Here is a 25,467-nt window from a genome sequence, read left to right as displayed (position 1 = left end):
CACTAGTTTCACGTCGTTGTCGATGGGACTACCGCGCAGTTCGCGAGTCCCAGTCGCAGGTGCCTCCGTCTAACTACGATCAACGAACAATTCCAGAACCGAATTATTCGTCAATCTAGGTTAGTACTCAGCAACTACCCGACTTCTGTCACAACTTTTTTTTACTTTCCATTTAAATCAATTAGTTGCATCCGACTATTGTAATACTTCTTATAAGCCAGGTAGCAGGCAATAAATGAAGCCAGTGAAGTGGTTGCCAGCAACATGAACGTGACCATAATCTGGTACTTGATGGCCTTCACCGGGTCAACCCCGGCGATAATCAGTCCACTCATCATCCCCGGCAAGCTGACCAATCCCACCGTCTTAGATGAATCAATCGTTGGCGACATCCCCGTTCGAATCGTTTCCCGCAAAATACCACGCGAGGCGTTCTTAATGTCGGCACCCAACGCTAAACGCTCTAACACTTGTTGGCGTTGATCACGGAACATGGCGTACATATTGCGATAACAAAGCCCAATAGCCACCATCGAATTACTAGCGACCATCCCGGAAATTGGTACAATCTGTGATGGCGTCATTTTAATCGAACCACTCAATACTAGAACGCTCAAGACCACAAAAGTACTCGTCAGAATTGCGATAAACGAAATCCAGAATGCGCCTTCGAAGCCCTTGCTTCGTTTACGAGCATTGTCCGCTGCGTTGAACACAATAATGAGCATCAAAACTAGCGTTAAAAGCAAATTGTCGATACGGAACACATACTTCAACACGTAGCCGACGACGGTTAATTGGATGACCGCGCGAATCACGCCGATAATAATGTCTTTGTCGACCCCCAATTGTTCGTGCCAGCCAATCCAAAGGGCAATCAATACTAGGCCCATAACCAGCGTCAATGATAGATTCGTGACTGCTAAGTTCATCGTACCACCTCCAAATGACCATTTTCGACCCGAGCCAGATTCTTTGCATCAGCAATTTCGCGTTCATCGTGCGTGACCGAAATCAAGGTCACCCCACTATCAGCCTTCAAGCGGTCAATCAGTGACCAAACAATAGCCTTATTTTCTGAATCTAAGCCGGTTGAAATTTCATCTAGCAATAATAATTTAGGTAAATACATCAGGTTCCGAATCAACGCAACTCGTTGTCGTTCCCCACCAGATAGCTCATTCACCGGATGATTCAGCATATCTGGTTGTAGTTTCACGTAGTCCATTAGTTCCATTGCCCGATTGCGGTCGAATTCTTTACCTCGGATTAACGCTGGGAAACTCAGATTCTCCAGCACGTCCGTCCCAAACAAGGTTGGTTGCTGAAAACAGTAGGAAACCTCGCGTCGATACATTATCGGATCGTAGGTTTCAAGGTCCTTTCCTTCGTATCGAATCGTCCCTGCAGTTGGTGAAATCATTGTCGCAATCAGCTTCAGTAGCGTACTTTTACCACCACCAGAAGGCCCAGTAATGGTCAAATAATCGTCCGCCTCAACCGTTAGATTAACATCCTGCAAAATAGCGTGATCATTGGCCGCGAAGCCAACACCACTCAGTTCCAAAAGTGTCATAATCTAACCTCCCCCATAAATTACCCTTAGTGTAACCGAAACTGTTCATAAGAAAAAGCAACGATACTTTTAAATATCGTTGCTTACTCAGTTAACCTAAATGAGTTCATTGGAACAGCTTTCTCTTCTCTATTCCGGTCCCACCTTAAACATCCGTGTTGCCGCCACGGCATTTTGCCAACCGCGGTAAAGTCGCTTTCTGCGGGGTGCTTCCATTTGGGGCTCAAACAAACGGCCTTCTTCGTAAATTTCCACAATTTCGTCGAGGCTATCCCAGAAGCCAATGGCCAAACCAGCTAGAAAGGCGGCGCCCAATGCAGAAGTGTCTTCATCAGCGGCCCGTTTGATATTAATGTTCAAAATATCTGCCTGGAACTGCATCAAATAACGATTCCGAGAAGCCCCACCATCGGCCAAAATTTCCGGAATCTTCATTCCAGTATCTTTTTCCATCGTTTCAATGATGTCACGCGTTTGGTAGGCCACGGACTGTAAGGTAGCTTTCACGAAGTCCTCACGATTGGAACCACGCGTTAATCCAAAGACTGCACCTTGTGCATCTTGGTCCCAGTATGGCGCGCCCAGTCCGTTAAAGGCGGGAACAACATACACTTCATCGTCATTTTCAGATTTCATTGCAGCTTGCCGTGATTGAGGGACGTTGTCGATGATTCGTAACTCGTCCGCTAACCAAGAAATTGCTGAACCAGCCACGAAAATGGAGCCTTCCAGCGCGTATTTTAGTTTGCCATTAATATCGTAGGCAATTGTCGTCAGCAAATTATTCTTAGAGAATTGAGGCTCCTCACCGGTGTTCATCACGATGAAGGCGCCATCTCCATACGTATTCTTAATCATCCCGGGTTTAAACGCCATCTGGCCGATTAGCGCTGCCTGTTGGTCACCCGCAGCGCCAGCAATCGGCACCTGCTCACCGTAAAATTCGTAGTTTTCGGTTGTCCCATAAACTTCCGAACTTGAATGCACTTCGGGTAGCATCGATTCCGGAATGTTCAGTAACTTGAGAATTTCAGCATCCCACTGCAAGTCCGTGATGTTAAACAGCATCGTCCGACTCGCATTAGTGTAGTCAGTGACGTGTAATTTACCGCCAGACAGACGCCAAATGAGCCAGCTATCGATTGTTCCAAAGGCCAGTTCACCCTTTTCTGCGCGTTCTTGTGCCCCTTCAACATGGTCCAAGATCCAACGAATCTTCGTTGCTGAAAAGTAGGAATCAATCACAAGACCGGTATGACTGTGAATCAAGTCCTTGTGCCCATCCTCAATTAACTTTTTAGCAATAGGTGCCGTTTGCTTCGATTGCCAACCGATGGCATGATAAATGGGATTGCCAGTTTCTCGATCCCAAACCACAGTCGTTTCACGCTGGTTAGAAATACCAATGCCCTTGATGTATTCTGGATGAACGCTCCCGTCGATCATCGCACTCGCAATCACGGATAGAACTGAATTCCAGATTTCATTGGCGTCTTGTTCAACCCAACCGGGCTGCGGATAATACTGCGGTAAAGGCTTGCTGGCCTCGATTACCTTTCGACCATTGTGGTCAAAAATCATCGCCCGCGTTGTCGTCGTGCCTTGGTCAATTGATAAGATGTAAGTCTCTGGTTCCTTCAGTGCCATATTGGTATCCTCCACTACCGAATCCTACCGGGAAACGGTTTCACAAAGTAATTAGCCTAATAATAGCATGTTTTCACAAAAAAAGAGAGCTTTTTGATGAAAAAAGTTCTCTTTTTTGAAAATTGGTATAGTTATAAATTTAATTTTTGTCCGGCTAGAAAACTCTGTTCAAAGTCTACTGGACGCTTGACTAGCTTACCAAACTCAACAATCAGCGCATGGAATTCTCGAAATCCGTCTAGGTCCAACGTCACATTGGTTTCTACTAAGCGTTGAAACTCATCATACTTAGCGGGTATCTCAGTCCCTAGCATGCTGAACAGGCGCCGGGCGTAAGTATCCACCATGAACGTTGGTTTATCGAGTACATACATTAAAATGTAATCCGCCGTTTCATTGCCAATTCCTTTGATGGTAAGAAGTTCTTTGCGTAGGTCAGCTTTGCGCAACCGTTTGAATTGGTCTAGGTCGTCATTGCGAGTTTTGAGCCAGTTTGAAACCCCTAACAAAGTTTGTGATTTTCGCTTAAAGAACCCACTGGGCCTGATGAGAGACATCAGGCCCAGTGGGTTCAATTTCGCGTAGTTGAGCGGGCGCAAACGTGCCGTTTGTCGCGGTTTTGAGATTCGTAAGGGCTGGTTCAACATTGCGCCAGTTAGTGTTCTGGACAAGAATCGCACCCCAAATAATCTCCCACGCATTTTCAGCCCATGGGGTGCCTGGTCGTAACCAGGGCTGTTCCCCCATATTGGCTTCCATCATTTCATATAGTTGGTTCAGGTTCAAATTAGTCAGCCTTTCGTGCTAATTCATCAATCTTATCGAAGAAGGCGTCGTGATCAACTTCGTAAACCATTTCAACTGGGCGACCATCGGCTTTTTCATAGGTCCGGCCTTGAGCAGGACCATCAGCGATGACGTCACTGTTAACAGTCTTCGTCTTCACGATTTCTGGGTATTGGCTTTGAACGGTCGTCAAAACATCCCAAAGATAGTAGGTTGAGTTAGTTTCAAAATGAGCCAAAGGTGGCACAAGTGCGTAGCCGTTTCCGATTAAATCGAGGCCGGCGTACTTACGTTGCTTAGCCCAACGGTTTCGAACATCAACCGTCAATGGTACTTGACGGGTACTTTCAAGGCCAACCATGTTGATGGCAATTGGGCTATCCCAAACTGTCTTCACAGCAGCAGGATCCCAGAAAGCGTTCCATTCCATGGTTCCGTCTTGCTCTGGTTCGGCAACGTTACCACGGTTATCGAACGTGCCACCCATCCAAACCAGTTTTTCAATCTTATCAGCAATCTTTGGTTCAGCCTTAAGCGCAGTTGCCAAATCAGTTAGTGGTCCCGTCATCAAAATCGTGACCTTTTCGTCACTTGCCATGACCTTATCCAGCATATCTTTCCAAGCTGGTTCCTTGGCAACTGGCGTCTTAGGTGCGCCAAATTCGTTTAAAACTGGGAAGGCATCCACCCGGAAAGAATCCATCCGCCACTCAGTTGGGAATGTGTGCACCCCTCGTGCGTCAGATTGTGCCACTTCGAGCTTGGCACCATGACCGAAACGATCAATAATCTTTTGACTCGCTGAAACAGCTGGTTCGGTGTATGAATCGGCGCCAATCGCACCCACACCAATCAACTTAACGTTATCCATTTGAAGCAAGAGAAAGAGTGACACCAAATCGTCAACGGCACCATCATGACTAAAGTATACGTTTTGAACCACTATCAGGACCTCCTATTGTTTTGGAACTAATTTAAGTGTACCGAGAAGCCCGGCATAGTGCAACGCATTTTTAAAAGGTTTTCTAGTTCTTTTTAATGGTCACGCGAATGTCCTCTGGCTTTGGTGTACCAGTTGGATTCAGCTCTTCTTGATAACCAAAACTTGCATCATCAAAGTAGTGTTTGATTTCGTCGTTAACGACTTCAAGTGGTCGCTTATCATTGTTCTGACGTTTAATCAACAGCGTGTAACTACTACTGGACTCATCACTTTTTTCAAATTCGTAGAGCACTGCTTCGGTGTTCAAAATTTCTTGAATCAATTGTTTTTCCGTCATTATGATTACCTCGATATTTTGAAGTTACACCTCTACTTTAGTCCTCTTCGACTAAATTGTGAATGGCTGGACGCAATTCAAAAAAGCAGTATACTACAGATTAAAGAATGATTAGGAGGACCTCAACATGAAACCCAGAATTGCACTACCTGCAGACACTTATCACGACGCCACATCGGTGATTAATATGAAAATGGCACCCTTCGCGCCCTTACCAGCCGTGGAAGCTGTTGTTCAAGCTGGCGGGATTCCGGTGATTCTCCCAAGTGTTGCGCCTGAATTAGTTGCTGATTATCTTGGTACCTTTGATGGCATCGCCTTTCTGGGTGGCCCGGACGTTGACCCCACTTTTTACGGAGCCGAACCGCACCAAAACCTGGGCCTGACCTACAGTAAACGGGATGAATTTGAATTCGAATTATTCCGACAAGCAGAGGCCGCTGATGTACCAATGTTAGGCATTTGTCGTGGCTTCCACGTCATTAACGCTGCGTTAGGCGGGACGCTTTACCAAGATTTATCGGAACGGGAAGGCGAAACCCTCCAACACGCCCAACTTGCACCCGGAGATCTACCAACCCACCACGTCGAAATCGAACCTGATAGCGTGCTTGCTGATATCATGGGCTCAACCGGCTTCGTCAACTCACGACACCACCAATTGATTCAAACGGTGGCCCCTAGTTTGAAGGTCACGGCTACAGCTCCAGATGGTGTTGTAGAAGGCCTAGAGTCACGTGGCGACGACCAAATTTTAGCGGTTCAATGGCATCCAGAAAATATGTTTGAAACGGATGAGGCGTCATTTGCGATATTTGAGGACCTCGTTAATAGAAGTAAAAGTGTATAACTACAATAAAAGAGTCGAGCAAAATTGCTCGACTCTTTTATTTGTCCGAATTAGATTTCCGATATTTTTCCCTCAGCGCATCATTCAGCTCCACCACGTTCCCCGTGAAATGATGCTTCGGTCGCGGTCGGGTCGCTTTAATGATGGGTACACCAAAATTGGTGGTCTGCTCGTATTCAGCCAAATCCGAAGCTTCCTTCAAAGACACATCTCCGTAGATCATTTGCATCCCCAAAATCTTGTTAGCACTCCACATATTGTCATTTGCCGCGTACGACACCATTGTCGGCGCTACCTCGTGCACTCGAGCAATCAGGCCGTCGGTGTTACGAATCAGTTTTTCACTTCCTAAAAATGAAAGGTAGCCCTTTAAGACCGGCTCAACTGCTTCGAAGAAGTCAGGCTGTGCTGCAATTTGAACGGGAAGATTGTAGGTCATGATCTCTTCTAGATCATCGGCCTCCCACTCACCTAATCGTTTCACTTGAATGAAGTAAACGAGCTGGACCACTGAAACGCTAATCACGTAGGCGTATTCCTGCTCTTCTTCAGTTAATCGATCGTATCGGTCGCTGAGTTCATATTTTCCGAACCATTCACGATTTTGAAGCATATTTTGGACTGCGACGGTTGCAGAATATTGAGCTGTCATGGCGGACCTCCGTTTAATTTTAACTTCATCTTACCATTTCTAAATTGGTACAGGAAGTAGTTGCTTTTCATCCTTTCTAAGAATAAGATTAAAATCGAATTAAAAACCTAAAGGGGGCTTTTTGAATGCCAAACCGTCTAACCGAAACCGACCTCTATCGAATGAAATCACTCACACAACCGATTGCCCATGACAATCAATACTTCGCTACGCAAACCACCGTCGATGAAGCCAGCAACGATTACCGGGGCAGCCTTCTAGGTTTTACAAACACCGGTGAACTGATCGGCCATTTTGATAATGACAACTATTCAGCCAAGAGCGCCGTTGCTGGTGCAACTTACTTATTCTTCCTATCCAAAAAAAGTGCTGAAGATACGTACCAAGTCTATCAAGTCCCTTATGACGGCGGGACCGCTATCCAAATTTCTAAGTTAGCCCAATCCGTTGACACGTTACGTGTCGTTCCCGGAACCGACACCGTCTTTTTTTCATCTCGCCAAACCGATGAAAAACCGGTCGCCCCTTATGAAAAGGTGCCAAAAGTTCGCCGCGTGCAACGACTCTACTATAAAAAAGATAACTTCGGCTTTCTACCAACAGACGGCACCTATCGACTCTACTCATACACCGCCAACGATAAGACGCCAACCTCAGTTTTTGAAAGCCATGATCCATTTGCCTTACGTGATATTGCAGCTGATGGGCATCACGTTGTCTTTACCATGGCGAATAATCCAGACAATGATTTAGACTTTGGCGAGGGTGTCTACCTATCAGATACGCAAACTGATACCTTAACCAATTTGACGGATGCGCGACCAACTTGGACCTTTATCAACGCCAAATTTTCCCCGAACTCAGACAAACTATTGCTGATTGGTCACACCGATGAATTTGATGTCAACACTCATAACTATGTTTACGGCATCACTCTAGCGACCGGTGAATTCACCGATTACACCAGTGAGCTAGATGAAGAGGCTCATGAAGCCCTCTTTTCTGACTTCCCACAAAACTTGGATGCAGAGGACGCTTTTTGGGTGACCAATGAGCAATTCGTATTTCGGACCAGTTGGCAAGGCCATTCCCGTTTTTACCTGAATCAAAATGGTCAAAATCAGCGATTCTTTGATGAGCACGCACGCATTACGAATTGGGCTGTGGCCAATAATCAGCAGTTAATCGTGACCTACTCCACTCCAACCGTTCCCGTTAAGCTGGCCACTTTGGCATTTGATAGCACACTGACCGATTTGTACAATCCTAATGCCACTTTTGATGCTAGTCACGAATACGTCGAACCAGAAACATTTTGGTACAACGCCAGTGATGGGACTGAAATTGAGGGCTGGTTATATCCACCATTGGCCCCAACCGAAAAGAATCCCATCGTGATCGACATTCATGGTGGCCCCCATCAAGCCTGGACGGAAAACTTCTTCTTTGACATCCAACTGTACGCCAACAATGGGTTCGGCATGCTGTTGCTGAACCCTCGTGGCAGCAAGACTTACGGCCAATCCTTTTGCCAAGCAGTCGTCGGCCACTATTGTGAGCAAGATTACACTGATTTAATTGAGGGGCTCGACCACGTGTTAACCACTCATCCCGAGTATGATGCCAACCGGCAATATTGCATTGGCGCTTCTTATGGTGGCCTGATGACGACTTGGGCAGTCGGTCATACCGACCGCTTTGCTGGTGCGGTGGCCCAAAAACCAGTAACTGACTGGATTAGTTTAGCCGGCACGAGTGACATCGGTTACTACTTCATTCCCCAAGAACTACAATGCTCCCGTTTTGATGCTGAAACTCTCTGGCGGATTTCTCCGGTTGCCTACGCTAAGAATGTCAAAACCCCGACCCTCATCATTCAAGGTGAGTGGGATGCCAGAACACCCGTCGGCCAAGCTGAGGAATTCTTCACAGCTTTGGCGGAAAACGGTACCGAAACCGTCCTTTCTCGTCATCCCCAGTCTTGGCACGCCATGTCACGATTAGGATTGCCAAATCTACGAATCGAACGCATCAAAGAAACCCGCGAGTGGTGGCAACGTCACTAGTAGATACTGAGCCTTGGCGGATTTGGTATACTAGACAAAACACCATTGGAGGCAACTCATGAAAATCAACTTTACTCATCCCACACCGGCGGACTTACCCGAACTGGTCAACGTCGAAAACTCCGGTTTCACACCTGAAGAAGCGGCTACCCCAACTAGCTTGGCGGAACGCATCACGGCAATTAATGATACATTCATCCTCGCCCAAGATCGCAAAGACCAAATTCTCGGCTATGTCGTTGGCCCCGCCACTTCCGAACGCCACTTAACGGACGACTTGTTTGAAACGAGTCAACCCAACAAGCCTAACGATCCCTATATCGCAATTCTCAGTTTAGTGGTCATTCCCGAATTTCAAGGTCAAGGGATTGCCAGCCAACTGCTGACGGAAATTGAAACGGTCGCCAAGGCACAGGGACGCAAGGCGATTTCACTAACCTGCTTAGAAAAACTCATTCCCTTTTACGAGCGCAACGGCTACGTCAATGAGGGCGAATCAGCATCAACGCATGCGGGTGAAACTTGGTTTAATTTGGTTAAGGAAATTTAGTCGTTACGATCCGACAGAATGCTTGCCTGACGCACAAAAGCCAACTCCTTAGTAACGCGGAGTTGGCTTTTTATGAGTTAACCTTCAATTTCTACCTGTAACTTTTTCACTCGTTGCTCAATCTCATCGCGAACTGCGCGGAACTTCGCCATGATTTCGGCTTCCGTCCCGGTCGCTTGCGCTGGATCTTCTAATGGCCAATGGAGGCGATTCACACTAGGTGGTGTCACTGGACACTTGTCGCGCGCATCACCACAAAGCGTGATGACATAATCGCTACTCATCAGGTAATCGTGATCGATGAGCTTCGATTCATGTTGCGAAATATCGATATCGTCCTCTGCCATGACGGCAACGGCACGTGGATTCAGGCCGTGCGTTTCCACACCCGCACTCGCTACTCGCCAATCAGCAGGAAAAAGCGTTTCAGCAAATCCCTCCGCCATTTGACTGCGACATGAGTTGCCGGTACAAAGAAAATAAACTTGCAAGGTGACGCCTCCTTTACTGGTTTCCATTCCATAAGTATCGTAAGATAGATAATAGCATATTTTTTCTTGAGAGGGTTCTAAACGACATGTCAAAATTCAAAAATTTCAAACAGCGACGGAACTTTCTAATTTTTTCGATTTTTATCAATTCCGCTGGGAACGCCCTAGCCATTTCATCGAATCTTGGTAGTGCCGTATGGATGGCCTCTGGTGTGAACTTGTCCCAGTGGGTTCATATTCCACTGGGAACCACACTTCTGATATACGGCATTGTCATCACTATCATGAATCAAATCCTCATCGGGCACTTTTCCCGCTGGCGTTTTTTCTCCAATCTCCTCTTCGTGTTGCCATTCAGTTACTTCGTCGAATGGTTCACTTATCTTTGGGATTGGGTCGGCGTACCGGACGCCAGTTTGCCAATCCGAATCATTTTAGATTTAATTGGGCTGGCCACCGTTGCGGCTGCCGTTTCCATTTACCAACGGGCTAATATTTTAATGCATCCCAACGATGACCTATCTTATATTTTACGATTTAAGTATTTGAAGGGCTCCGCCATCTGGGGTCAATGGCTAAGCTACTCGCCGCCAGTTATCATCATGGTGATTTCGTACCTCGCAACCGGCCATTTAAGTGCGGTCGGCTTCGGAACTTTCTGGGCCCTCGCCACACAAGGTGGTTTTATGCAGTGGTCGGATGCCCACGTTTTCAAACGTTTGAAGCATCACGTCAATTTTGGTTAGTCGGTCAGTAAATCAGTTAGTCTAGCTAACGTTCGCTTGGTTTCTGGTAATTTGGTCCATAAAATATAATCGTGCATCATGTTGTGAAGCGCATAGCTTTGCACCGTGGTCCCAGCTGATTGCTGTAATTTAGCAATCAGTTTTTTTGTATCCGAAACCAATAATTCGGTCGTCCCGTAAAATACGTCGATTGCACCTAAATGGCTTAAGTCCGCATAAATTGGACTGATAGTGGGATCCTTCAAGGAACCCGCTCCCGCATAAATTTCTGCTGTGTCTCGTAAGGCGTCGAGTGGTAATTCTGGATCTTCGGCTTCAGCATCGTCCAGCTTAGAATCGGCCATCTGTAAGTCGACCCATGGTGAAACTAACAAGGTATTCTCCGGCAATCGAGCTGACTGGTCACGCAGTTGTGTTAGTAAAACGAGCGCCAAGCCTGCTCCTGCTGAATCGCCGAAGAGAACGAAGTGGTCATTTGGATATTGTTCCACCAAATCTAAATAAGCGGCAACGGTAAACGTCACAGTTTCTGTCGCGGTATGTTCTGGCGTTAATGGAAAATCGAAGTAAGTCACCTGAGCGTTGGAGGCTCTGGCAATTAACTCAATAAGTTGCCGGTGACTCTCCGTTCCCCGCACCGTAAACGCACCACCGTGCAGAAAAATAAGATGGTAGCGACTCGGTGTCTTCGTTGTGACGTGAACTAACCGCCCCGTTTCCAAATGTTCTTCGGTCACCACAAAATCATCGGCAAACTTTGCGGGCGCTAATTCATCCTCACGCCGGTTAGGATTTCGAAAGCTTTTTTCGACACCGCGTTTCAAATTTTCACGTTTCATTTTATGTAATAACCAATTGCCTCGTATACTCATGCATTTTCCCTCCGATAGTCCACCAAGATTCATTCTACTTCGTACTACTTCTATTATAACCGAAAGACGACCGAACCCACGTTTGAAAAATATGTTACACTAGACCATAATATTTTGACGAAGAGAGGTAACTTCATGATTAAACAACGATTACTCCAGGTAAATGGTGGCCACAACTTCCGCGATCTCGGCGGCTACAAGACCACTGATGGCAAGACCGTCAAGTGGCACCGAATCTTACGTACGGGAAAACTAGCCAATTTAAAGCCTAGTGATTTATCGCTGTTGGATCAATACCACGTACGTCATGACGTTGATTTTCGTTCAAAAGCGGAAGTCAAACTAGAGCCCGACCGCCTACCAACCGGCGCCGATTACACCAGCTTACCCGTTTTCCGAGAGGATATGACGGATAGCACCACACCACTTTCCGAACAGGAGGCCCTGCTGTCTAGCAACGCCAACTTTGGGCGCGACCAAATGATGGAAGCATATAAAGCCATGGTGACGACGACCGAAGCGCAAGAGTCATACCGAACATTTTTTGACTTACTGCTCTCCAACAATGACGAGCAAAATGCCATTCTCTTCCACTGCACTGCTGGTAAGGACCGGACTGGTATGGGTGCCGTCTTCTTGCTCAACGCACTTGGCGTGGACGAGCAGCAAATCAAACAAGATTACCTCTATACCAACGAAGTCACCGCTGACTATCTTCAAGGTATCCTCAACGATGCCAAGAAGAAAGGCATGAATCAAAACTTCATGTCCTCGGTTCAATCACTATTCTCCGTTTCGACCGACTACTATGGCGAAGCAGTCAACACGATTGACCGTGACTTCGGTGGCATGCAAAATTACTTACACAGTGTCCTCAAACTGCAGGACAATGAAATCCGCGATTTGAAACGCCTTTATTTAGATTAGAATTGGGATGATTTTATGACACATCGATTTTTCAAACTCGCAGCACCACTAGGACTAGCTTCCGCAGGGGCGCTTGCCTTTAGCTACAAACTATTCAATTTTGCCTTTAAGCGGGTAGATTACGTTCCTGAAACCTCGGCAGATAAGCAAAAATACGCTGACCTCTACTATGATTACGTCAAATGGTATCAGCAAATCCCATCTGAAACCTGGTATCTCCACGAGATGGACGCCAGCAATCGGATGGTTGCCACTTATATTCCGGCTAAGGAACAGTCGCTCAAAACGGTGATTATTTCTCACGGCTATAAGGGTAATCGCGAAACTATGGCCAACTTTGCCAAGATGTATTACGATATGGGCTTCAACGTGTTGCTGCCAGACGATCGGGCTCACGGCGATAGTGCCGGTCAGTACATCAGCTTTGGGTGGTTGGACCGCTTAGACTACATTAACTGGATTAACTCTGTTATCCAACGAGATGGTGAGCAATCGAAAATCCTATTGTTCGGCGTCAGCATGGGTGGCGCCACGATGGAAATGCTCTCCGGTGAAAACCTACCTAACCAAGTTAAAGCCATTGTGGCTGATTGTGGCTACTCCAGCATCGAAGAGGAACTCGTTTATCTGTTAAAGGAACAGTTCCACTTGCCAAAGTATCCATTCGAACCACTGGTTAGCACGATTAACCGTCGCCGTTTGGGCTACTACTTAGGTGACGTTTCCTCAAAGGAACAATTGGCTAAGAACCGCAAACCGATTCTATTTATCCACGGTGCAAATGATACGTATGTACCAGCGGAAATGGCTTACGAAAACTATCAAGCCACTAAGGCACCTAAACAGCTTTGGATTGTTAAAGGTGCCTCACACGCCGAAAGCTTTTGGAAGAATCCGGCAAAGTATCAACACCGAGTCTCAATGTTTTTGGACACGTATTTTAAATAACGACAGCCAAAAAGCCTACCATAATCCGTAACGGCTATGATAGGCTTTTTTATATTTCATAGTTTAAGCATTACCCGTTGGCACATAAAAATAATTTTTTACCGTTCCAACTGAATAGCTGCCATAGTTCTTGTTCGAGCGAATAGCGAGTCGACAATTATATTTCTTAGTCTTACTTTGAATATGCTTATCTGGTAACTTCAACATATTAGTTTTGGCGTAGTAATAAGTGATATTACCATTTTTACGGATTGCATTTAATTTAGTAGCGGAAACTGGTTTCTGCTTTAAATTACTGGATTTATAGTATTCAGCATATCCATTTGTCGTAATGATCAACCTTGGCGCAGTTTTGTAAGCCGCATCAGAAAGTGTCGTCTTCCCCTTTACCAAGTATAGGTATTGGTATGTAGCATTAGCTTTCTTGATGGTGTTATTAACCGCAAACTTAACACTTGATTTAGTCGTCTGCCGACGGATTTGATAGTTAAACTGATCCATGCTAACCGTCATCGTCCGCTTACCATTTTCCGTTCCATAAGTCTGTACCTGGAATCTTGTCTTAGCAGGAATCACAACTTTACCACTTCGAATTGACTTTGTTGTCATGACATTCTTTGAATTCACTTGGCGGGCTTCTACCTGCGTATTATTCGAGAAGAATAACAAGCCGGAAAGCGACATCGCCCCTAAAACAACATATTTTAGTCTTTTCAAATAAGTCACCCCTTTTCTGTATTTTAACACTTAAAAGAAAAACAACTAATCATGCCGTTCTTTCACCTCTTTACCTTTCCTTAAGAACAACTTCACAAAAGTAACTATTTTCGTTCACATTTGCGCCACATTTATCCGTTATATTTAAATCATAGCAAAGCAAGATGCCTTTGCTTCCCTATATACACTTCAATTTAGTCTCCCCTACTAAATTGATCCGTAAACTGATTGCTTTCAATCATGTTTACCCCTCCCCTTAAACGCATTCGCCCCCCAACGAATGCAAACTTTCATAATTATGTTCCCCCAAACATAATTTACTCCTCGAAAAAAGACCGATGACGTTTACCCCACTAAACGTTCATCGGTCTTTTTTATTGGTGTGCTTAATCTAAACCAATTCGCTTGAACACTTCATCCACACGCTTGAGGTGGTAATGATAGTCAAAGGCATCATCGATCTCAGCTTGCGATAGGTGTTCCCGAATCGTTTCGTTTTGTTCGACTAAAGGCTTGAACTGAATCTCTTCGTCCCACGATTTGGCGGTCAAGGGCTGAACTAGATCGTAAGCTGCTTCCCGTGAAAGTCCAGCATCAATCAACTTAAGCAAAACCCGTTGACTGTAGATCAAGCCATACGTCAAATCCATGTTCTTGAGCATCCGCTTTGGGAAAACCGTTAAGTTCTCGACGATGTTACTGAAACGGTGCAGCATGTAATCCAACAAAATAGTCGTATCTGGTAAAATTACCCGTTCCGCTGACGAATGAGAAATATCCCGTTCGTGCCACAGTGTGACATCTTCATAAGCGGTTTGAACATGACCACGAATAACTCGCGCTAAACCGGTCATGTTTTCGGAGCCAATTGGGTTACGCTTATGTGGCATCGCAGATGAACCCTTTTGACCCTTGTTAAAGTGCTCCTCAACTTCATGAATTTCGGAACGTTGGAGTCCCCGAATTTCCGTTGCAAACGATTCGATGCTCGTCGCAATTAACGCCAAGGTTGCGATGTAGTTAGCATGCAAATCCCGTGGCAACACCTGACTTGTAATTTCTTGGGCCCGAATGCCCAGTCGTTCGCAGGTATATTCCTCGACAAATGGTGGCACATTGGCGAAAGTTCCAACCGCCCCACTGATTTTTCCGGCTTCAACTTCGGCTGCTGCTAAATTGAAGCGCTCTAGGTTCCGTTTCATTTCTGAGTACCAACGAGCAAGTTTCAGTCCAAATGTCGTTGGTTCAGCTTGTACACCGTGAGTCCGGCCAATCATGACCGTTTCTTTATAGGTTAGTGCCTGTTTTGCAATCACATCAATGAAGTGTTGCAAATCTGTTCGCAAAATTTCATTTGCCTGTTTCAATCGGACGCCTTGCGCAGTATCCACCACATCGGTGCTCGTCACGCCGTAGTGAACCCATTTGCGTTCATCCCCTAGTGACTCTGAAACGGCACGCGTAAATGCAACCACGTCATGGTGCGTGATTGCTTCGATTTCAGCAACCCGGTCAGCATCGACCTTGGCGTTGTTCCGAATCTTCTCCACATCCGCTTCAGGAATTTCGCCCAACTTGGCCCAGGCCTCATCGATGGCGATTTCCACTGCCAGCCAGGATTGATATTGATTTTCTTTTGACCAAACGTGTCCCATCTCGGGACGGGTATAACGTTCTAACATAATAATCCTCGTTTCGTTCGGGTTTTATGATTATTTCAACCGTTCCAGTTTACCATAATCATTCGGATAATGTACATATTAAAAGCGATAATTCGGAATTCAGGGAATTGGGTTGACTTAAATTACCGAACTTGATACTATATTTAGTGTTGATTGTTCGTATGTTCAGCAAATTTAGCCAATGAGGTGTCGTTTATGTCTTCAATAGTTGTAGTAGGTAGTCAATGGGGTGATGAAGGAAAGGGTAAAATTACCGATTTCCTGAGTCAAAAAGCTGATATCGTTGCGCGTTACGCTGGTGGTAATAATGCTGGCCACACGATTGTGTTTAATGGCGAGAAGTTCCAATTACAGTTAATTCCATCTGGAATTTTCTTCTCCGAAAAACTTAGTGTGATTGGAAATGGCGTTGTCGTCAATCCCGGTGCTTTGGTGCAAGAAATCAAAGGATTGAACGATAAGGGCGTTTCAACGGATAATTTACGGATTTCCGACCGCGCTCAAGTACTCCTGCCTTACCACATTTGGATGGACGAGCTTCAAGAAGCCGCTAAAACCAACAAGATTGGGACAACCAAGAATGGTATCGGTCCTGCCTACATGGACAAGGCTGAACGAATCGGCATTCGAATGGCCGATTTATTAGATAAAGACGTTTTCGAAACGAAACTCCGTCAAAACTTAGAACTAAAAAACCGAATTTTTACCAAATTATATGACCACGAACCAATGGATTTTGATGCTGTGTTTGAAGAAACCTTTGCGTTTGGTCAAGAACTCAAGCGTTACGTGACGGATACTTCCGTCATCATTAATGATGCACTCGCCGCTAACAAGCACGTCCTATTTGAAGGTGCCCAAGGGGTCATGCTTGATTTAGACCACGGAACCTATCCATTCGTTACCTCTTCCAACCCCGTTGCTGGTGGTGCGGCAACCGGCACTGGTGTTGGTCCTACCCTCATCGATGACGTCGTAGGGGTTTGCAAAGCCTACACTTCTCGAGTTGGTGATGGCCCATTCCCTACTGAATTATTCGACGAGACTGGCGACTTTATTCGTGAAGTCGGCCATGAATACGGCACCGTTACGGGTCGTCCTCGTCGAATCGGTTGGTTCGATAGCGTTGTAATGCGCCATGCCGTTCGCGCCTCAGGTTTAACTTACCTATCCCTGAACTGTTTGGACGTCTTGACTGGCATCAAAGAACTTAAAATTGCCATTCGTTATGAACTAAACGGTAAAACCATTGAAAATTACCCAGCTAGTTTGGTGGACTTAAACAACGCCAAGCCCGTCTATGAGACAATGCCTGGCTGGGACGAAGATATTACTGGCATCACAAAGCTTGAAGATTTACCAGAAAACGCCCGCAATTACCTTCTGCGTTTGGAAGAGCTTGTCGGCGCTAAGATTGCCACATTCTCAGTCGGTCCCGATCGTGATCAAACAAACATCCTAACCGATATTTGGGACGCACAGTCAAACTAACTAGCTAACGGAGGCCACCAACTATGAATCCAATGAACGTATTTGATTATGATGATATCCAATTAATTCCAAACAAGTGTTTACTCAAAAGTCGTAGTGAAGCTGATACTAGCATCCAATTTGGTCCTAAAAAATTCAAGGTGCCGGTTGTCCCCGCCAACATGGAAACGGTCATCGACGAGCCCCTTGCCGTTTGGCTGGCTCAAAACGACTACTTCTACGTCATGCATCGTTTCAACCCTGAAACTCGTCATGATTTTATCAACAAGATGCACGGGCAAGGGCTCTTTGCTTCCATCAGTGTTGGTGTTAAGCAAGGCGAGATTGATTTCATCAAGGAACTGGCCGAAGCTGGCGACGTTCCAGAATACATCACAATTGATATCGCGCATGGACATTCCATCAGTGTTATCACCATGATCCAACTAATCAAGCAAGAATTGCCTGATAGTTTCGTGATTGCGGGTAATGTAGGTACGCCGGAAGCCGTTCGTGAATTGGAAACAGCCGGTGCGGACGCCACTAAAGTTGGAATCGGCCCTGGTAAAGCCTGCATCACTAAGCTGAAGACTGGATTTGGAACGGGCGGTTGGCAATTAGCTGCTGTGCGTCTCTGTGCCAAAGCAGCAACCAAACCAATTATTGCTGACGGTGGCATTCGTTTTAACGGCGATATCGCCAAATCAATTCGTTTTGGCGCTTCAATGGTCATGATTGGCTCAATGTTGGCTGGTCATCTTGAATCCCCTGGTCAATTAATCAACATCGACGGCAAGCAATACAAGCAATACTGGGGCTCTGCTTCAGAAACCCAAAAAGGGGCCTACCGTAACGTTGAAGGTAAGCAAATGCTCGTTCCTTATCGGGGTGAAATCGCTGATACTTACCGTGAAATGCAAGAAGATTTACAATCATCAATCTCGTATGCTGGTGGTCATCAACTTTCCGATATTCGGACCGTTGATTACGTCATCTTGAAGAATTCAATGATGGTGGATTAAAGTCACGGTGTGCCATGAGCCCCAACCAACACAATACACAAAATAACACCGCTCTCTTTCCGAGAGCGGTGTTTTGCTATCTCTATTATTTTTCTGGTTGTAGCCCTTTCAAAAAAAATACCGCCAGTGCTCACGCTGACGGTACCAAAAGTTCATTTTTAATTTGCGAGTTCAGCTTCTGCTAAAGGGCGGTCATCTTCGACCTTTCCTTGGATTGTCTTTAATCCAATACCAGTGAAGCCACTAATAATTGAGAAGACTGGTGATAGGAGACTGAAGAAACAGAATGGTAAGAATGAAAGAACGGGAACACCAAGCGTGCTAGCGGCAAATGCGCCGGCAACGCCCCATGGAATTAAGTAGTTGATAACCGTTCCACCATCTTCAAGCACTCGGCTCAAGGCCAAATTATCTAAGCCACCATCATTAAAGGCTTGCTTGAAAGCTTTACCTGGCAAGATTGCTGAGAGGTATTGTTCACCAACAAAGATGTTCACGCCGATTCCGCCGAGAATTCCGGCAGTAACCAAGGCACCATGGCTGTGCAAACGGCTGACGATTGGTGCCATTGCTGTTTGGATCAAGTTGAATTTCATCAAAAGACCACCAAGTGACAAGGTCAAAATAATCAGAGAAACAGTGCCCATCATGGCGGCAATTCCACCACGACTTAGTAGTGCGTCGACTGATGCGGTTCCAGTTTTAGAAACAAAACCGTTTTCGATGATGTTAGCTAAATCCTTGATCTTGGTGCTTGGGTTTTCAATAAAGAGCATGCCGACCGCAACCGTGATGTTTAGTAATAAAGTGGCAATAGCTGGAATCTTGAAGATTGCGCAGATGAACATCAAAGCGATTGGTAGTGCCGCCCACCAAGTAATGTTGAAGTTGGCGTTCAAAACGTTAACGGTTGACTGAATCTTATCCAAGTTAGCGTTAGTGTTTTCCGGTGTTCCAATAATGGTGTAGAGGATTAGCGATACGATGAACGCTGGAATCGTTGACCACATGAGGTTTTTAATATGAGCAAATAATTCTGAACCCGCAATAGCTGAAGCTAAGTTTGTTGAATCTGAAAGTGGTGACGTTTTATCCCCAAAGATGGCACCAGAGATGATTGCACCTGCAACCAAGGCTGGGTTAATGCCCATCGTCATTCCCATTCCGAAGAGGGCAATTCCAATTGTAGAAATGATGGTAAAGGCGGAACCGATTGATGTACCGACAATCGCACAAACTAAAAATACGGATGGCACGAACCAACGAACACTAATCATGTCAAAACCGAAAACCATTAATGATGGAATAATACCAGAAGCAATCCAAGTACTGATCAAGGCACCGATTAACAAGAAAATGAAGATTGGGACAATTCCGTTACCCACCCCTTCGCTGATACCGGCGTGCATGTCACTCCAAGTGAACCCACGAAGCCGAGACCATAGAATCACTAATGCGATAACGATTAATACCGGAGTTTGTGGCATTAAACCGAATTTGATAACACCAACACCCATAATGACTAACATGCCCACCAGAACGGCAAGCGCTTCTCCGAAACCTACTTTTGGTGCTTTAGTTGAATTTTCAATTTTCATAATTGTTCACTCCTCAAATTGTTTGATGTACCTAACACTGACATTTTTCGAGTGAAGACTAATAGTTCGCTTTACCGCCGCTTTTTCGATTCATGTTGAATTCCTCCTTGGTGATTCAGTTACGCTCTTATTTGCTTTTTCGTGACTTTCCTAGTGCTCAAGAGCAACCGATTAGAAAAGCATTGTAATAAAAAAGTCCCTGCTGCAATCAACATTGCAACAGGGACGATTGGAAACCGTGGTACCACCCAGATTGAGAATTCAACACTGTCAGAATTCTCCACTCACTAGATGGTAACGGTTCTAGTTATTATCCGTTCAATTAAGAAACTGACCACGGTATTTCGTCGACATTATCCTGATCGGTTCGCAGCAACCACCGACTTTCTGACACCCAGATAATGCGCTACTTAAAATGGTTTTATTCGTTCGCTTATTTAATTGTGTCTTAGCATATCACCCTGAAAATGAGAAGTCAATAAGAATTCTAACCAAAAAACGCACTTGGATAATAAATCTTACCGGCAACATTTGCTAAAGCACCGTCCCACAAGGGTTTGATCATGTTGTTTAACAATTCAACGGGTAAAGTCGACAAAATATTGAAGTTGTCAGCCGCCACATAGCCGAATCGACTGTAGTAGCTTGGATCACCCAAAATACTGATAGCGGGATAGCGTTCGATTGTAGCCCGGGATTCCAGCTCGTCTATAATTCGACTACCAACACCTTGGCTTTGGTAATCTGGATGAACGGCTAACGGTGCCAAGGCTAAAATCGTCGTCTTATGCCCGTTCATTTTGACGGCTACTGGTGTTAACATTCCGTAGCCAATTACCTGACCATCATCGTCTAAAGCCACCACTTCAAAATTACTGCGGTAATTCTCGCTACTGCGCACCCGACCAATTAGGTTATGTTCATCATGATCGGTATACTTGGCACCATCAAAGGCCGCCTTCACAACCTGCTTGGCTGACTCGAAATGCTCTGGTTGAATTGTATCCACGCTAATTTCCAAAATAGCCCCTCATTCTTGTAAAAAATTAATGCCTTTATTATACCGAAAATTTCAGTGATTGCACAAACTAGCTTCAACATTTGCTCAATCACTGTGGCATAATGGACGTATTACGAAATTGAGGGTGAGCATCTTGAAAACGAAAACCAAATGGCTGATTATCTCAGTCATCATTTACATTATCTTTGTGGTGGCCGTCACACCAACCGGTATCCTGAGTCCTGCTCAAATTGGATTACCATGGACGATTTTCTGGTACGTCGTGGCAGCCATGTTCATGTACTATTTTTACTACAAAAACGTCAGTTACGCCGAGGTCATTTACTACGCCCAACAATTGAAACTGACCGAGGATGAGCTACGCAACATGGTCCCTGACATCAAGAAGTCAGAGGATGTGCCCAATCCCGCCAAGCCTAATTTGTTTAGTCCGCTCGTGCAAGTTTCGTTTCGAATTTTAAACGATTTGCTGCCGAAGTTACAGCAAATGGCTAAGGAAAAGGGAATTGAAGATTTTAACTAGTTTAGTAATCCATACTGGATCGTAAACCGAAAATGGTTTGCGATTTTTTTGTCGTATTTATGAGTAAGATATAAGAAAAGAGGACATTCATAAGTCTTATTTAGTTGAAGCGCATGGTACCAAATAGTACCATGCACTCGAGGTGAAGAGTAATGAGTGATCAAATACATTTCCGGATGGAAGAAAAAGAAAAGCAAGCTTTAGAGACCATACTCAAGCAAAGTGGTTTAACAGCATCACAGGCATTTAAATTATTCGCAAAGAAAACTATCGCATCTGGTGGTCTACCCTTCGAGGTGGCAGAACCCAACAGTCAACTAACCGCTGCAATAAATAGTCGAGACTACGTTGCATTTGATTCAGCTGAGGAAGGATTGAAGTGGCTACATGAGTGAGCCTAAATTTCATGTTGCTTTCGAACGACAATTTAAGAAACATTTGAAAAAGATGCTTAAAGGCGGACAATACCAAGTAGCAGATTTTGATTTCGTTTATAGTCTTATTGGTCCGAGATATTCCACTACCGCCCAAGTACAACGATCACACTCTAGTTAATAGAAAGCCTGAACGCGAATGTCATATCCAACCTGACTGGTTACTTACCTATAAGTATGATATTGATACTGTTCGTTTCATTGACACAGGATCACATTCAGATCTTTTCGAGTAATATTTCATTTACGTTTCTCCAAAAATATACTGAAAAAGAGGCTGTGCCAAAAGTAAATTTTGGCACAGCCTCTTTCCATTTAACCGAACTATTTATTTTAATCGTGCTCCAGAAGTCAGTTTCCTCCGTCTAACTACGATCAACGAACAATTCCAGAACCAAATTATTCGCCAATCTAGGTTAGTACTCAGCAACTGCCCGACTTCTGTCACAACTTCTTTTTTTCGTATGTGTTGAAAGTTAGTTGTTATGTGGCAGAAACGTGTTCGATAAGGCAGTCCTCTCTGTCCAACCACGATTAGCGAACAATTCTAAACCCGAATTATTCACCAATCTACATTGGTACTCAAGGGCTAACCGCCTGATCTCACACTCTATTTTATTTCACCAGATATGCTCGCGTCACATCCAATGGAGTTCCGAGGTTATGTGTCACAACGCCCTTAAGCTTAGGGTTGATGAGATATGAACTAGCTGGTTGATACAAAGGAATTGTAGCTTGTTGATTGATTAAGACTTTTTGAGACTTAATCAAATCTTGCCAACGTGTATCCAAGTTATCCAAATCGCTAGTGTTAATCTTCTTCAACAAGGCATCGTATTCTTTGTCGCTAAATTTACCATGATTGTGTTCAAAGCCAGTTTCAAATTGTTGCAAGAAGGTGTATGGATCGAAGTTACCTGACCAGCCACCCAAAGCAGTATCAAACTTGTAACTCATCAGCTTCTGGAAACGACTCTTTGCTGGCACTTGTTTGATGTTCAAAGTAACGCCCTTCAACGTATTTTGAATCTTACCTTGAACATATTCGCCAACGTTCTTACCATCTGATGAATCATCTACATAGAGATCCAAACTGACCTTCTTAGTCCCAAGTTCCTTCTGAGCCGTTGCCCACAATTTCTTGGCTTCAGTTGGGTTGTACTTCACTAAGTCGCCAGTTGCGTCTGACAAATCAGTTTTACCGTCAGGGCTCTTAACAAGACCCTTTGGCACGATACTAGTTGCTGCACGAGAACCGTCTGTTAACACATCATTAACGAGTTGGTTTCTATTAATGGAAAGACTAAGTGCTTTTCTGAAGTTTAAGTTCTTTAATGACTTGTTTGAATTGATACCAAGTTCCAAGTTGTCAGAACGTAATTGAAGAACCGTCTTTAATCGTTTGTCATTCTTGAATTGCTTGACGTAGTAACCGGTTAATGAGGCGTTATCGACTTTTCCAGCTTGGAACTGGTTCACACCAGTCGCCGTATTTTTCGTCACTTGAATGTTGATTCGTTTCAACGTCACATCGTTCTTTTCATGGTACTGGTTATTCTTAACATAGTGCCAAGTGGTACCAGAACCATCCCAATCCTTCATGACGAAAGGTCCGTTACTAATAACGTACTTGCTTGAAGTCCCGTACTTTTTACCCGCTTTATTGACGAAGGCTTCATTTTCTGGGAAGAGGTTCTCAGAAGAAAGAGTTGCTTTCAAATATGGATCGCGGCGCTCTAAGGTAATTTCAAGCTTGGTATCTGAAAGGGCCTGAACACCAAGTTCACTCACCTTTTTCTTACCAAGGTTAACTTGCTCGGCATTTTTGATGTTGTAGTAAACACTCGCATTTTGAGCCGCCGTCTTTGGATTCAAAAGTCGTTGCCATGCGAAGACAAAATCGTGTGCTGTCAATTTGTCACCGTTTGACCACTTCAGACCTTTTTTAATGTTGATGACATACTTGGTCTTAGCCTTGTTTTGGGCCACTGGATTACCATCCGCTACAGCTGGAACGGCATCATTATTGCTGTTGATTTTATATAACCCTTCCCCAAGGTAATCAATTTGTTCAGCACTAACAACGTCATATTCCTTAACAGAGTCAACCGTTGGGAGTTCCGTTGAAGCGGTCCAATTTAAAACTTGCTTAGCTGCTTGATTTTTATGTGACACAGCTGATGAACTCTCACTATCTGCGTCTCCGCTGGCTTTACCACAGCCCGCTAATATTAAGCTAATAATTACTCCTGTGAAAATTAATCCTTTTTTACGTCCTAACTTTATACTCAAAATGTTTCCCCCGTTCAAATTTTTAGTTCATCATCATCTTCTTTAGTTCGACCATCTGACTGCGAATCGACATCGCAATCACCCCCTTTAATGCGTTAGCGAAGCAACAAAAAAATCTCCGCCCCTTATTCTTAAATAAAGGACGAAGATTTCTCCGCGTTACCACCTTAGTTCACTGATCCTTCACAGGCATCAGTCTCTGTCGCTTACAAATATAAGCCGGACGTTATCGGGTCCTACCGTAATAACAGCTTGCACTGTTGTTAATGCTCGAAGCTCATCTTCGTAAACGGTTCAACTTAGCCTTTCTCACCAGCCGGCTTCTCTTAAAAGTTTAATGAGTAAACTACTCTTCTTCGTTAATGCATTTCTCATTTTCTGTTACGAATACTATAAATCAGCCTAAAAATTAAATCAAGCCCTTTTTTAAATTTATTTACTGGGGCCAGCGTAAGTTTGTGATTTAGCAAGCCATTCGGCATCTTGTGGATCAGCACCCACTCTGGCATTCTTGTCCAAACTAGCCATTAATTGCATCTCATCTTCGTCTAATCCAAAATCAAAGACATCACGATTTTGCTGAATTCGTTCTTCATGAATGGACTTTGGAATCACAACTTCTTCACGCTGAATGTGCCAACGTAAAATAATTTGAGCGGGTGTCACACCATGCGCTTCAGCCAACTTCTTGATGGCTGGGTCTTCGATGGCATTATTGCGTCCGCCACCGAGTGGGCTCCATGATTCGTGGACAATCCCATTCTTCTCGAGAAAGGCGTGCAATTCAGTTTGTTGGAAATATGGATGAGTTTCGATTTGATCGATGACCGGTTTGACCTCGGTCTTACTCATCAGATCTTCGAGGTGATTTTGTTCAAAGTTAGATACGCCGATTGCCTTAATCTTGCCAGCTTTGTACAAGTCTTCTAATGCTTTCCAATTTTCAACGTAACCAGGTGCTGGCCAGTGAATCAAGTACAAATCAAGGTAATCCAAGCCCAATTTATCCAAACTAGTTTGGAACGCAGCTTTAGTTTCGTCATAGCCGCGGACGTTGTTCCAGAGCTTTGAGGTCACAAACAAGTCTTCGCGAGCGATGCCGCTTTCCTTGATAGCCTCGCCAACGAATTCCTCATTTTGGTAGTAAGCAGCAGTATCGATGTGACGATAACCAGCTGCCAACGCCCATTTGACGGCATTCTTTACTTCTTTAGGATCCGTCACTTGGAAAACACCCAACCCGAGTTGAGGAATCGATGTTCCGTTTAAAAGTGGCACTTGGGGAATTTCATTTTGCATTTTTTGTTCATCCTTTCT

The 25,467-nt window shown here is 44.7% G+C and carries 26 protein-coding genes and 1 pseudogene; 11 read left to right on the top strand and 16 right to left on the bottom strand.

The window, feature by feature from the left end; translation table 11 throughout:
• Positions 1-161: 161 nt before the first annotated feature.
• From LOSG293_RS02040 to LOSG293_RS02015, 7 genes are all read right to left on the bottom strand, one after another.
• Positions 162-932 carry an ABC transporter permease gene (locus LOSG293_RS02040; RefSeq protein WP_034526414.1) on the bottom strand — a complete coding sequence of 257 codons (771 nt, stop codon included), beginning with the start codon at positions 930-932 and terminating at the stop codon, positions 162-164.
• The gene (locus LOSG293_RS02035) at positions 929-1,576 is read right to left on the bottom strand and encodes an ABC transporter ATP-binding protein (protein WP_034526412.1); all 648 of its coding nucleotides are present in this window, start codon (positions 1,574-1,576) and stop codon (positions 929-931) included. Before LOSG293_RS02035 ends, LOSG293_RS02040 begins: the two co-directional genes overlap by 4 nt.
• A gap of 129 nt (positions 1,577-1,705) precedes the next feature.
• Positions 1,706-3,223 (bottom strand): glycerol kinase GlpK, encoded by a 1,518-nt coding sequence (gene glpK, locus LOSG293_RS02030; protein ID WP_034526410.1) that lies wholly within the window; start codon positions 3,221-3,223, stop codon positions 1,706-1,708.
• A gap of 131 nt (positions 3,224-3,354) precedes the next feature.
• Positions 3,355-3,780: a hypothetical protein gene (locus LOSG293_RS10095; RefSeq protein WP_439950827.1), complete on the bottom strand. Its 426-nt coding sequence runs from the start codon at positions 3,778-3,780 to the stop codon at positions 3,355-3,357.
• A complete protein-coding gene (locus LOSG293_RS10090) occupies positions 3,749-3,985 on the bottom strand; it encodes a hypothetical protein (RefSeq protein ID WP_235786782.1) in 237 nt (78 codons plus the stop codon). Before LOSG293_RS10090 ends, LOSG293_RS10095 begins: the two co-directional genes overlap by 32 nt.
• A gap of 25 nt (positions 3,986-4,010) precedes the next feature.
• Complete coding sequence (locus LOSG293_RS02020) at positions 4,011-4,952, bottom strand: nucleoside hydrolase (protein ID WP_034526409.1); 942 nt, start codon at positions 4,950-4,952, stop codon at positions 4,011-4,013.
• Positions 4,953-5,034: 82 nt separating this feature from the next.
• On the bottom strand, positions 5,035-5,289 hold the full coding sequence (locus tag LOSG293_RS02015) for a hypothetical protein (protein ID WP_034526406.1): 255 nt from the start codon (positions 5,287-5,289) through the stop codon (positions 5,035-5,037).
• A gap of 127 nt (positions 5,290-5,416) precedes the next feature.
• Between LOSG293_RS02015 and LOSG293_RS02010 the strand changes: the two genes are divergently transcribed.
• Positions 5,417-6,139: a gamma-glutamyl-gamma-aminobutyrate hydrolase family protein gene (locus tag LOSG293_RS02010; RefSeq protein WP_034526405.1), complete on the top strand. Its 723-nt coding sequence runs from the start codon at positions 5,417-5,419 to the stop codon at positions 6,137-6,139.
• A gap of 37 nt (positions 6,140-6,176) precedes the next feature.
• On the opposite strand, the gene LOSG293_RS02005 is transcribed toward LOSG293_RS02010, so the two are convergent.
• Positions 6,177-6,791 (bottom strand): hypothetical protein, encoded by a 615-nt coding sequence (locus tag LOSG293_RS02005; RefSeq protein ID WP_034526402.1) that lies wholly within the window; start codon positions 6,789-6,791, stop codon positions 6,177-6,179.
• Positions 6,792-6,916: 125 nt separating this feature from the next.
• On the opposite strand from LOSG293_RS02005, the gene LOSG293_RS02000 reads away from it, so the two are divergent.
• Complete coding sequence (locus LOSG293_RS02000; RefSeq protein ID WP_034526399.1) at positions 6,917-8,857, top strand: alpha/beta hydrolase family protein; 1,941 nt, start codon at positions 6,917-6,919, stop codon at positions 8,855-8,857.
• Positions 8,858-8,915: 58 nt separating this feature from the next.
• Positions 8,916-9,407 (top strand): GNAT family N-acetyltransferase, encoded by a 492-nt coding sequence (locus tag LOSG293_RS01995; RefSeq protein WP_034526397.1) that lies wholly within the window; start codon positions 8,916-8,918, stop codon positions 9,405-9,407.
• Between the two features lie 77 nt (positions 9,408-9,484).
• On the opposite strand, the gene arsC is transcribed toward LOSG293_RS01995, so the two are convergent.
• A complete protein-coding gene (gene arsC, locus LOSG293_RS01990; RefSeq protein ID WP_439645957.1) occupies positions 9,485-9,898 on the bottom strand; it encodes an arsenate reductase (thioredoxin) in 414 nt (137 codons plus the stop codon).
• Between the two features lie 86 nt (positions 9,899-9,984).
• Here arsC and LOSG293_RS01985 point away from each other — a divergent pair, with 86 nt between their 5' ends.
• Positions 9,985-10,644, top strand: a complete 660-nt coding sequence (locus tag LOSG293_RS01985) for a YczE/YyaS/YitT family protein (protein ID WP_034526393.1) — start codon at positions 9,985-9,987, stop codon at positions 10,642-10,644.
• Here the strand turns inward: LOSG293_RS01985 and LOSG293_RS01980 are convergent.
• A complete protein-coding gene (locus LOSG293_RS01980) occupies positions 10,641-11,483 on the bottom strand; it encodes an alpha/beta hydrolase fold domain-containing protein (RefSeq protein ID WP_160171694.1) in 843 nt (280 codons plus the stop codon). The two genes, LOSG293_RS01985 and LOSG293_RS01980, sit on opposite strands and share 4 nt — an antisense overlap.
• Positions 11,484-11,651: 168 nt before the next feature.
• Here LOSG293_RS01980 and LOSG293_RS01975 point away from each other — a divergent pair, with 168 nt between their 5' ends.
• On the top strand, positions 11,652-12,443 hold the full coding sequence (locus LOSG293_RS01975; protein WP_034526388.1) for a tyrosine-protein phosphatase: 792 nt from the start codon (positions 11,652-11,654) through the stop codon (positions 12,441-12,443).
• A gap of 15 nt (positions 12,444-12,458) precedes the next feature.
• Positions 12,459-13,391, top strand: a complete 933-nt coding sequence (locus LOSG293_RS01970) for an alpha/beta hydrolase (protein ID WP_034526386.1) — start codon at positions 12,459-12,461, stop codon at positions 13,389-13,391.
• A 63-nt stretch (positions 13,392-13,454) separates the two neighbouring features.
• On the opposite strand, the gene LOSG293_RS01965 is transcribed toward LOSG293_RS01970, so the two are convergent.
• Together LOSG293_RS01965 and purB are read right to left on the bottom strand one after the other, a co-directional pair.
• Positions 13,455-14,108, bottom strand: a complete 654-nt coding sequence (locus LOSG293_RS01965) for a hypothetical protein (RefSeq protein WP_034526382.1) — start codon at positions 14,106-14,108, stop codon at positions 13,455-13,457.
• A 386-nt stretch (positions 14,109-14,494) separates the two neighbouring features.
• Positions 14,495-15,790: an adenylosuccinate lyase gene (gene purB / locus LOSG293_RS01960; RefSeq protein WP_034526379.1), complete on the bottom strand. Its 1,296-nt coding sequence runs from the start codon at positions 15,788-15,790 to the stop codon at positions 14,495-14,497.
• Positions 15,791-15,985: 195 nt separating this feature from the next.
• Here purB and LOSG293_RS01955 point away from each other — a divergent pair, with 195 nt between their 5' ends.
• Positions 15,986-17,281 carry an adenylosuccinate synthase gene (locus LOSG293_RS01955; RefSeq protein ID WP_034526376.1) on the top strand — a complete coding sequence of 432 codons (1,296 nt, stop codon included), beginning with the start codon at positions 15,986-15,988 and terminating at the stop codon, positions 17,279-17,281.
• Positions 17,282-17,313: 32 nt separating this feature from the next.
• The gene (locus LOSG293_RS01950; RefSeq protein WP_034526468.1) at positions 17,314-18,282 is read left to right on the top strand and encodes a GMP reductase; all 969 of its coding nucleotides are present in this window, start codon (positions 17,314-17,316) and stop codon (positions 18,280-18,282) included.
• 158 nt (positions 18,283-18,440) lie between these two features.
• On the opposite strand, the gene nhaC is transcribed toward LOSG293_RS01950, so the two are convergent.
• Positions 18,441-19,880 (bottom strand): Na+/H+ antiporter NhaC, encoded by a 1,440-nt coding sequence (nhaC, locus tag LOSG293_RS01945; RefSeq protein ID WP_034526373.1) that lies wholly within the window; start codon positions 19,878-19,880, stop codon positions 18,441-18,443.
• A gap of 487 nt (positions 19,881-20,367) precedes the next feature.
• The gene (locus LOSG293_RS01940) at positions 20,368-20,901 is read right to left on the bottom strand and encodes a GNAT family N-acetyltransferase (RefSeq protein WP_034526370.1); all 534 of its coding nucleotides are present in this window, start codon (positions 20,899-20,901) and stop codon (positions 20,368-20,370) included.
• 133 nt (positions 20,902-21,034) lie between these two features.
• Here LOSG293_RS01940 and LOSG293_RS01935 point away from each other — a divergent pair, with 133 nt between their 5' ends.
• From LOSG293_RS01935 to LOSG293_RS01925, 3 genes and pseudogenes are all read left to right on the top strand, one after another.
• A complete protein-coding gene (locus tag LOSG293_RS01935; protein ID WP_034526365.1) occupies positions 21,035-21,424 on the top strand; it encodes a hypothetical protein in 390 nt (129 codons plus the stop codon).
• Between the two features lie 152 nt (positions 21,425-21,576).
• Positions 21,577-21,819, top strand: coding sequence for a type II toxin-antitoxin system RelB/DinJ family antitoxin (locus LOSG293_RS01930; RefSeq protein WP_034526363.1), 243 nt, complete (start codon positions 21,577-21,579; stop codon positions 21,817-21,819).
• Positions 21,812-22,094 (top strand): annotated as a pseudogene (locus LOSG293_RS01925) (type II toxin-antitoxin system YafQ family toxin). The gene LOSG293_RS01930 and the pseudogene LOSG293_RS01925 overlap by 8 nt, the downstream one beginning before the upstream one ends.
• Before the next feature lie 379 nt (positions 22,095-22,473).
• Here LOSG293_RS01925 and LOSG293_RS01920 read toward each other — a convergent pair.
• The gene (locus tag LOSG293_RS01920) at positions 22,474-24,150 is read right to left on the bottom strand and encodes a peptide ABC transporter substrate-binding protein (protein ID WP_051907166.1); all 1,677 of its coding nucleotides are present in this window, start codon (positions 24,148-24,150) and stop codon (positions 22,474-22,476) included.
• A gap of 432 nt (positions 24,151-24,582) precedes the next feature.
• Positions 24,583-25,449 (bottom strand): aldo/keto reductase, encoded by an 867-nt coding sequence (locus tag LOSG293_RS01915; RefSeq protein ID WP_034526361.1) that lies wholly within the window; start codon positions 25,447-25,449, stop codon positions 24,583-24,585.
• Positions 25,450-25,467 lie beyond the last annotated feature (18 nt).

It is taken from the genome of Secundilactobacillus oryzae JCM 18671, from assembly GCF_000740055.1.
Taxonomy (GTDB): Bacteria; Bacillota; Bacilli; order Lactobacillales; family Lactobacillaceae; genus Secundilactobacillus; species Secundilactobacillus oryzae.
This window is presented reverse-complemented; position numbering and strand designations above follow the sequence as displayed.

Coding starts and splice junctions, on each gene's coding strand:
- LOSG293_RS01980 (WP_160171694.1), bottom strand. CDS start 11,483: ATGAAACGTGAAAATTTGAAACGCGGTGTCGAAAAAAGCTTTCGAAAT.
- purB (WP_034526379.1), bottom strand. CDS start 15,790: ATGTTAGAACGTTATACCCGTCCCGAGATGGGACACGTTTGGTCAAAA.
- LOSG293_RS10095 (WP_439950827.1), bottom strand. CDS start 3,780: ATGTCTCTCATCAGGCCCAGTGGGTTCTTTAAGCGAAAATCACAAACT.
- LOSG293_RS01930 (WP_034526363.1), top strand. CDS start 21,577: ATGAGTGATCAAATACATTTCCGGATGGAAGAAAAAGAAAAGCAAGCT.
- LOSG293_RS02035 (WP_034526412.1), bottom strand. CDS start 1,576: ATGACACTTTTGGAACTGAGTGGTGTTGGCTTCGCGGCCAATGATCAC.
- LOSG293_RS01975 (WP_034526388.1), top strand. CDS start 11,652: ATGATTAAACAACGATTACTCCAGGTAAATGGTGGCCACAACTTCCGC.
- LOSG293_RS02005 (WP_034526402.1), bottom strand. CDS start 6,791: ATGACAGCTCAATATTCTGCAACCGTCGCAGTCCAAAATATGCTTCAA.
- LOSG293_RS02000 (WP_034526399.1), top strand. CDS start 6,917: ATGCCAAACCGTCTAACCGAAACCGACCTCTATCGAATGAAATCACTC.
- LOSG293_RS01985 (WP_034526393.1), top strand. CDS start 9,985: ATGTCAAAATTCAAAAATTTCAAACAGCGACGGAACTTTCTAATTTTT.
- nhaC (WP_034526373.1), bottom strand. CDS start 19,880: ATGAAAATTGAAAATTCAACTAAAGCACCAAAAGTAGGTTTCGGAGAA.
- LOSG293_RS01915 (WP_034526361.1), bottom strand. CDS start 25,449: ATGCAAAATGAAATTCCCCAAGTGCCACTTTTAAACGGAACATCGATT.
- LOSG293_RS01955 (WP_034526376.1), top strand. CDS start 15,986: ATGTCTTCAATAGTTGTAGTAGGTAGTCAATGGGGTGATGAAGGAAAG.
- LOSG293_RS02010 (WP_034526405.1), top strand. CDS start 5,417: ATGAAACCCAGAATTGCACTACCTGCAGACACTTATCACGACGCCACA.
- LOSG293_RS01950 (WP_034526468.1), top strand. CDS start 17,314: ATGAACGTATTTGATTATGATGATATCCAATTAATTCCAAACAAGTGT.
- LOSG293_RS02015 (WP_034526406.1), bottom strand. CDS start 5,289: ATGACGGAAAAACAATTGATTCAAGAAATTTTGAACACCGAAGCAGTG.
- LOSG293_RS01995 (WP_034526397.1), top strand. CDS start 8,916: ATGAAAATCAACTTTACTCATCCCACACCGGCGGACTTACCCGAACTG.
- glpK (WP_034526410.1), bottom strand. CDS start 3,223: ATGGCACTGAAGGAACCAGAGACTTACATCTTATCAATTGACCAAGGC.
- LOSG293_RS02040 (WP_034526414.1), bottom strand. CDS start 932: ATGAACTTAGCAGTCACGAATCTATCATTGACGCTGGTTATGGGCCTA.
- LOSG293_RS01970 (WP_034526386.1), top strand. CDS start 12,459: ATGACACATCGATTTTTCAAACTCGCAGCACCACTAGGACTAGCTTCC.
- LOSG293_RS10090 (WP_235786782.1), bottom strand. CDS start 3,985: ATGATGGAAGCCAATATGGGGGAACAGCCCTGGTTACGACCAGGCACC.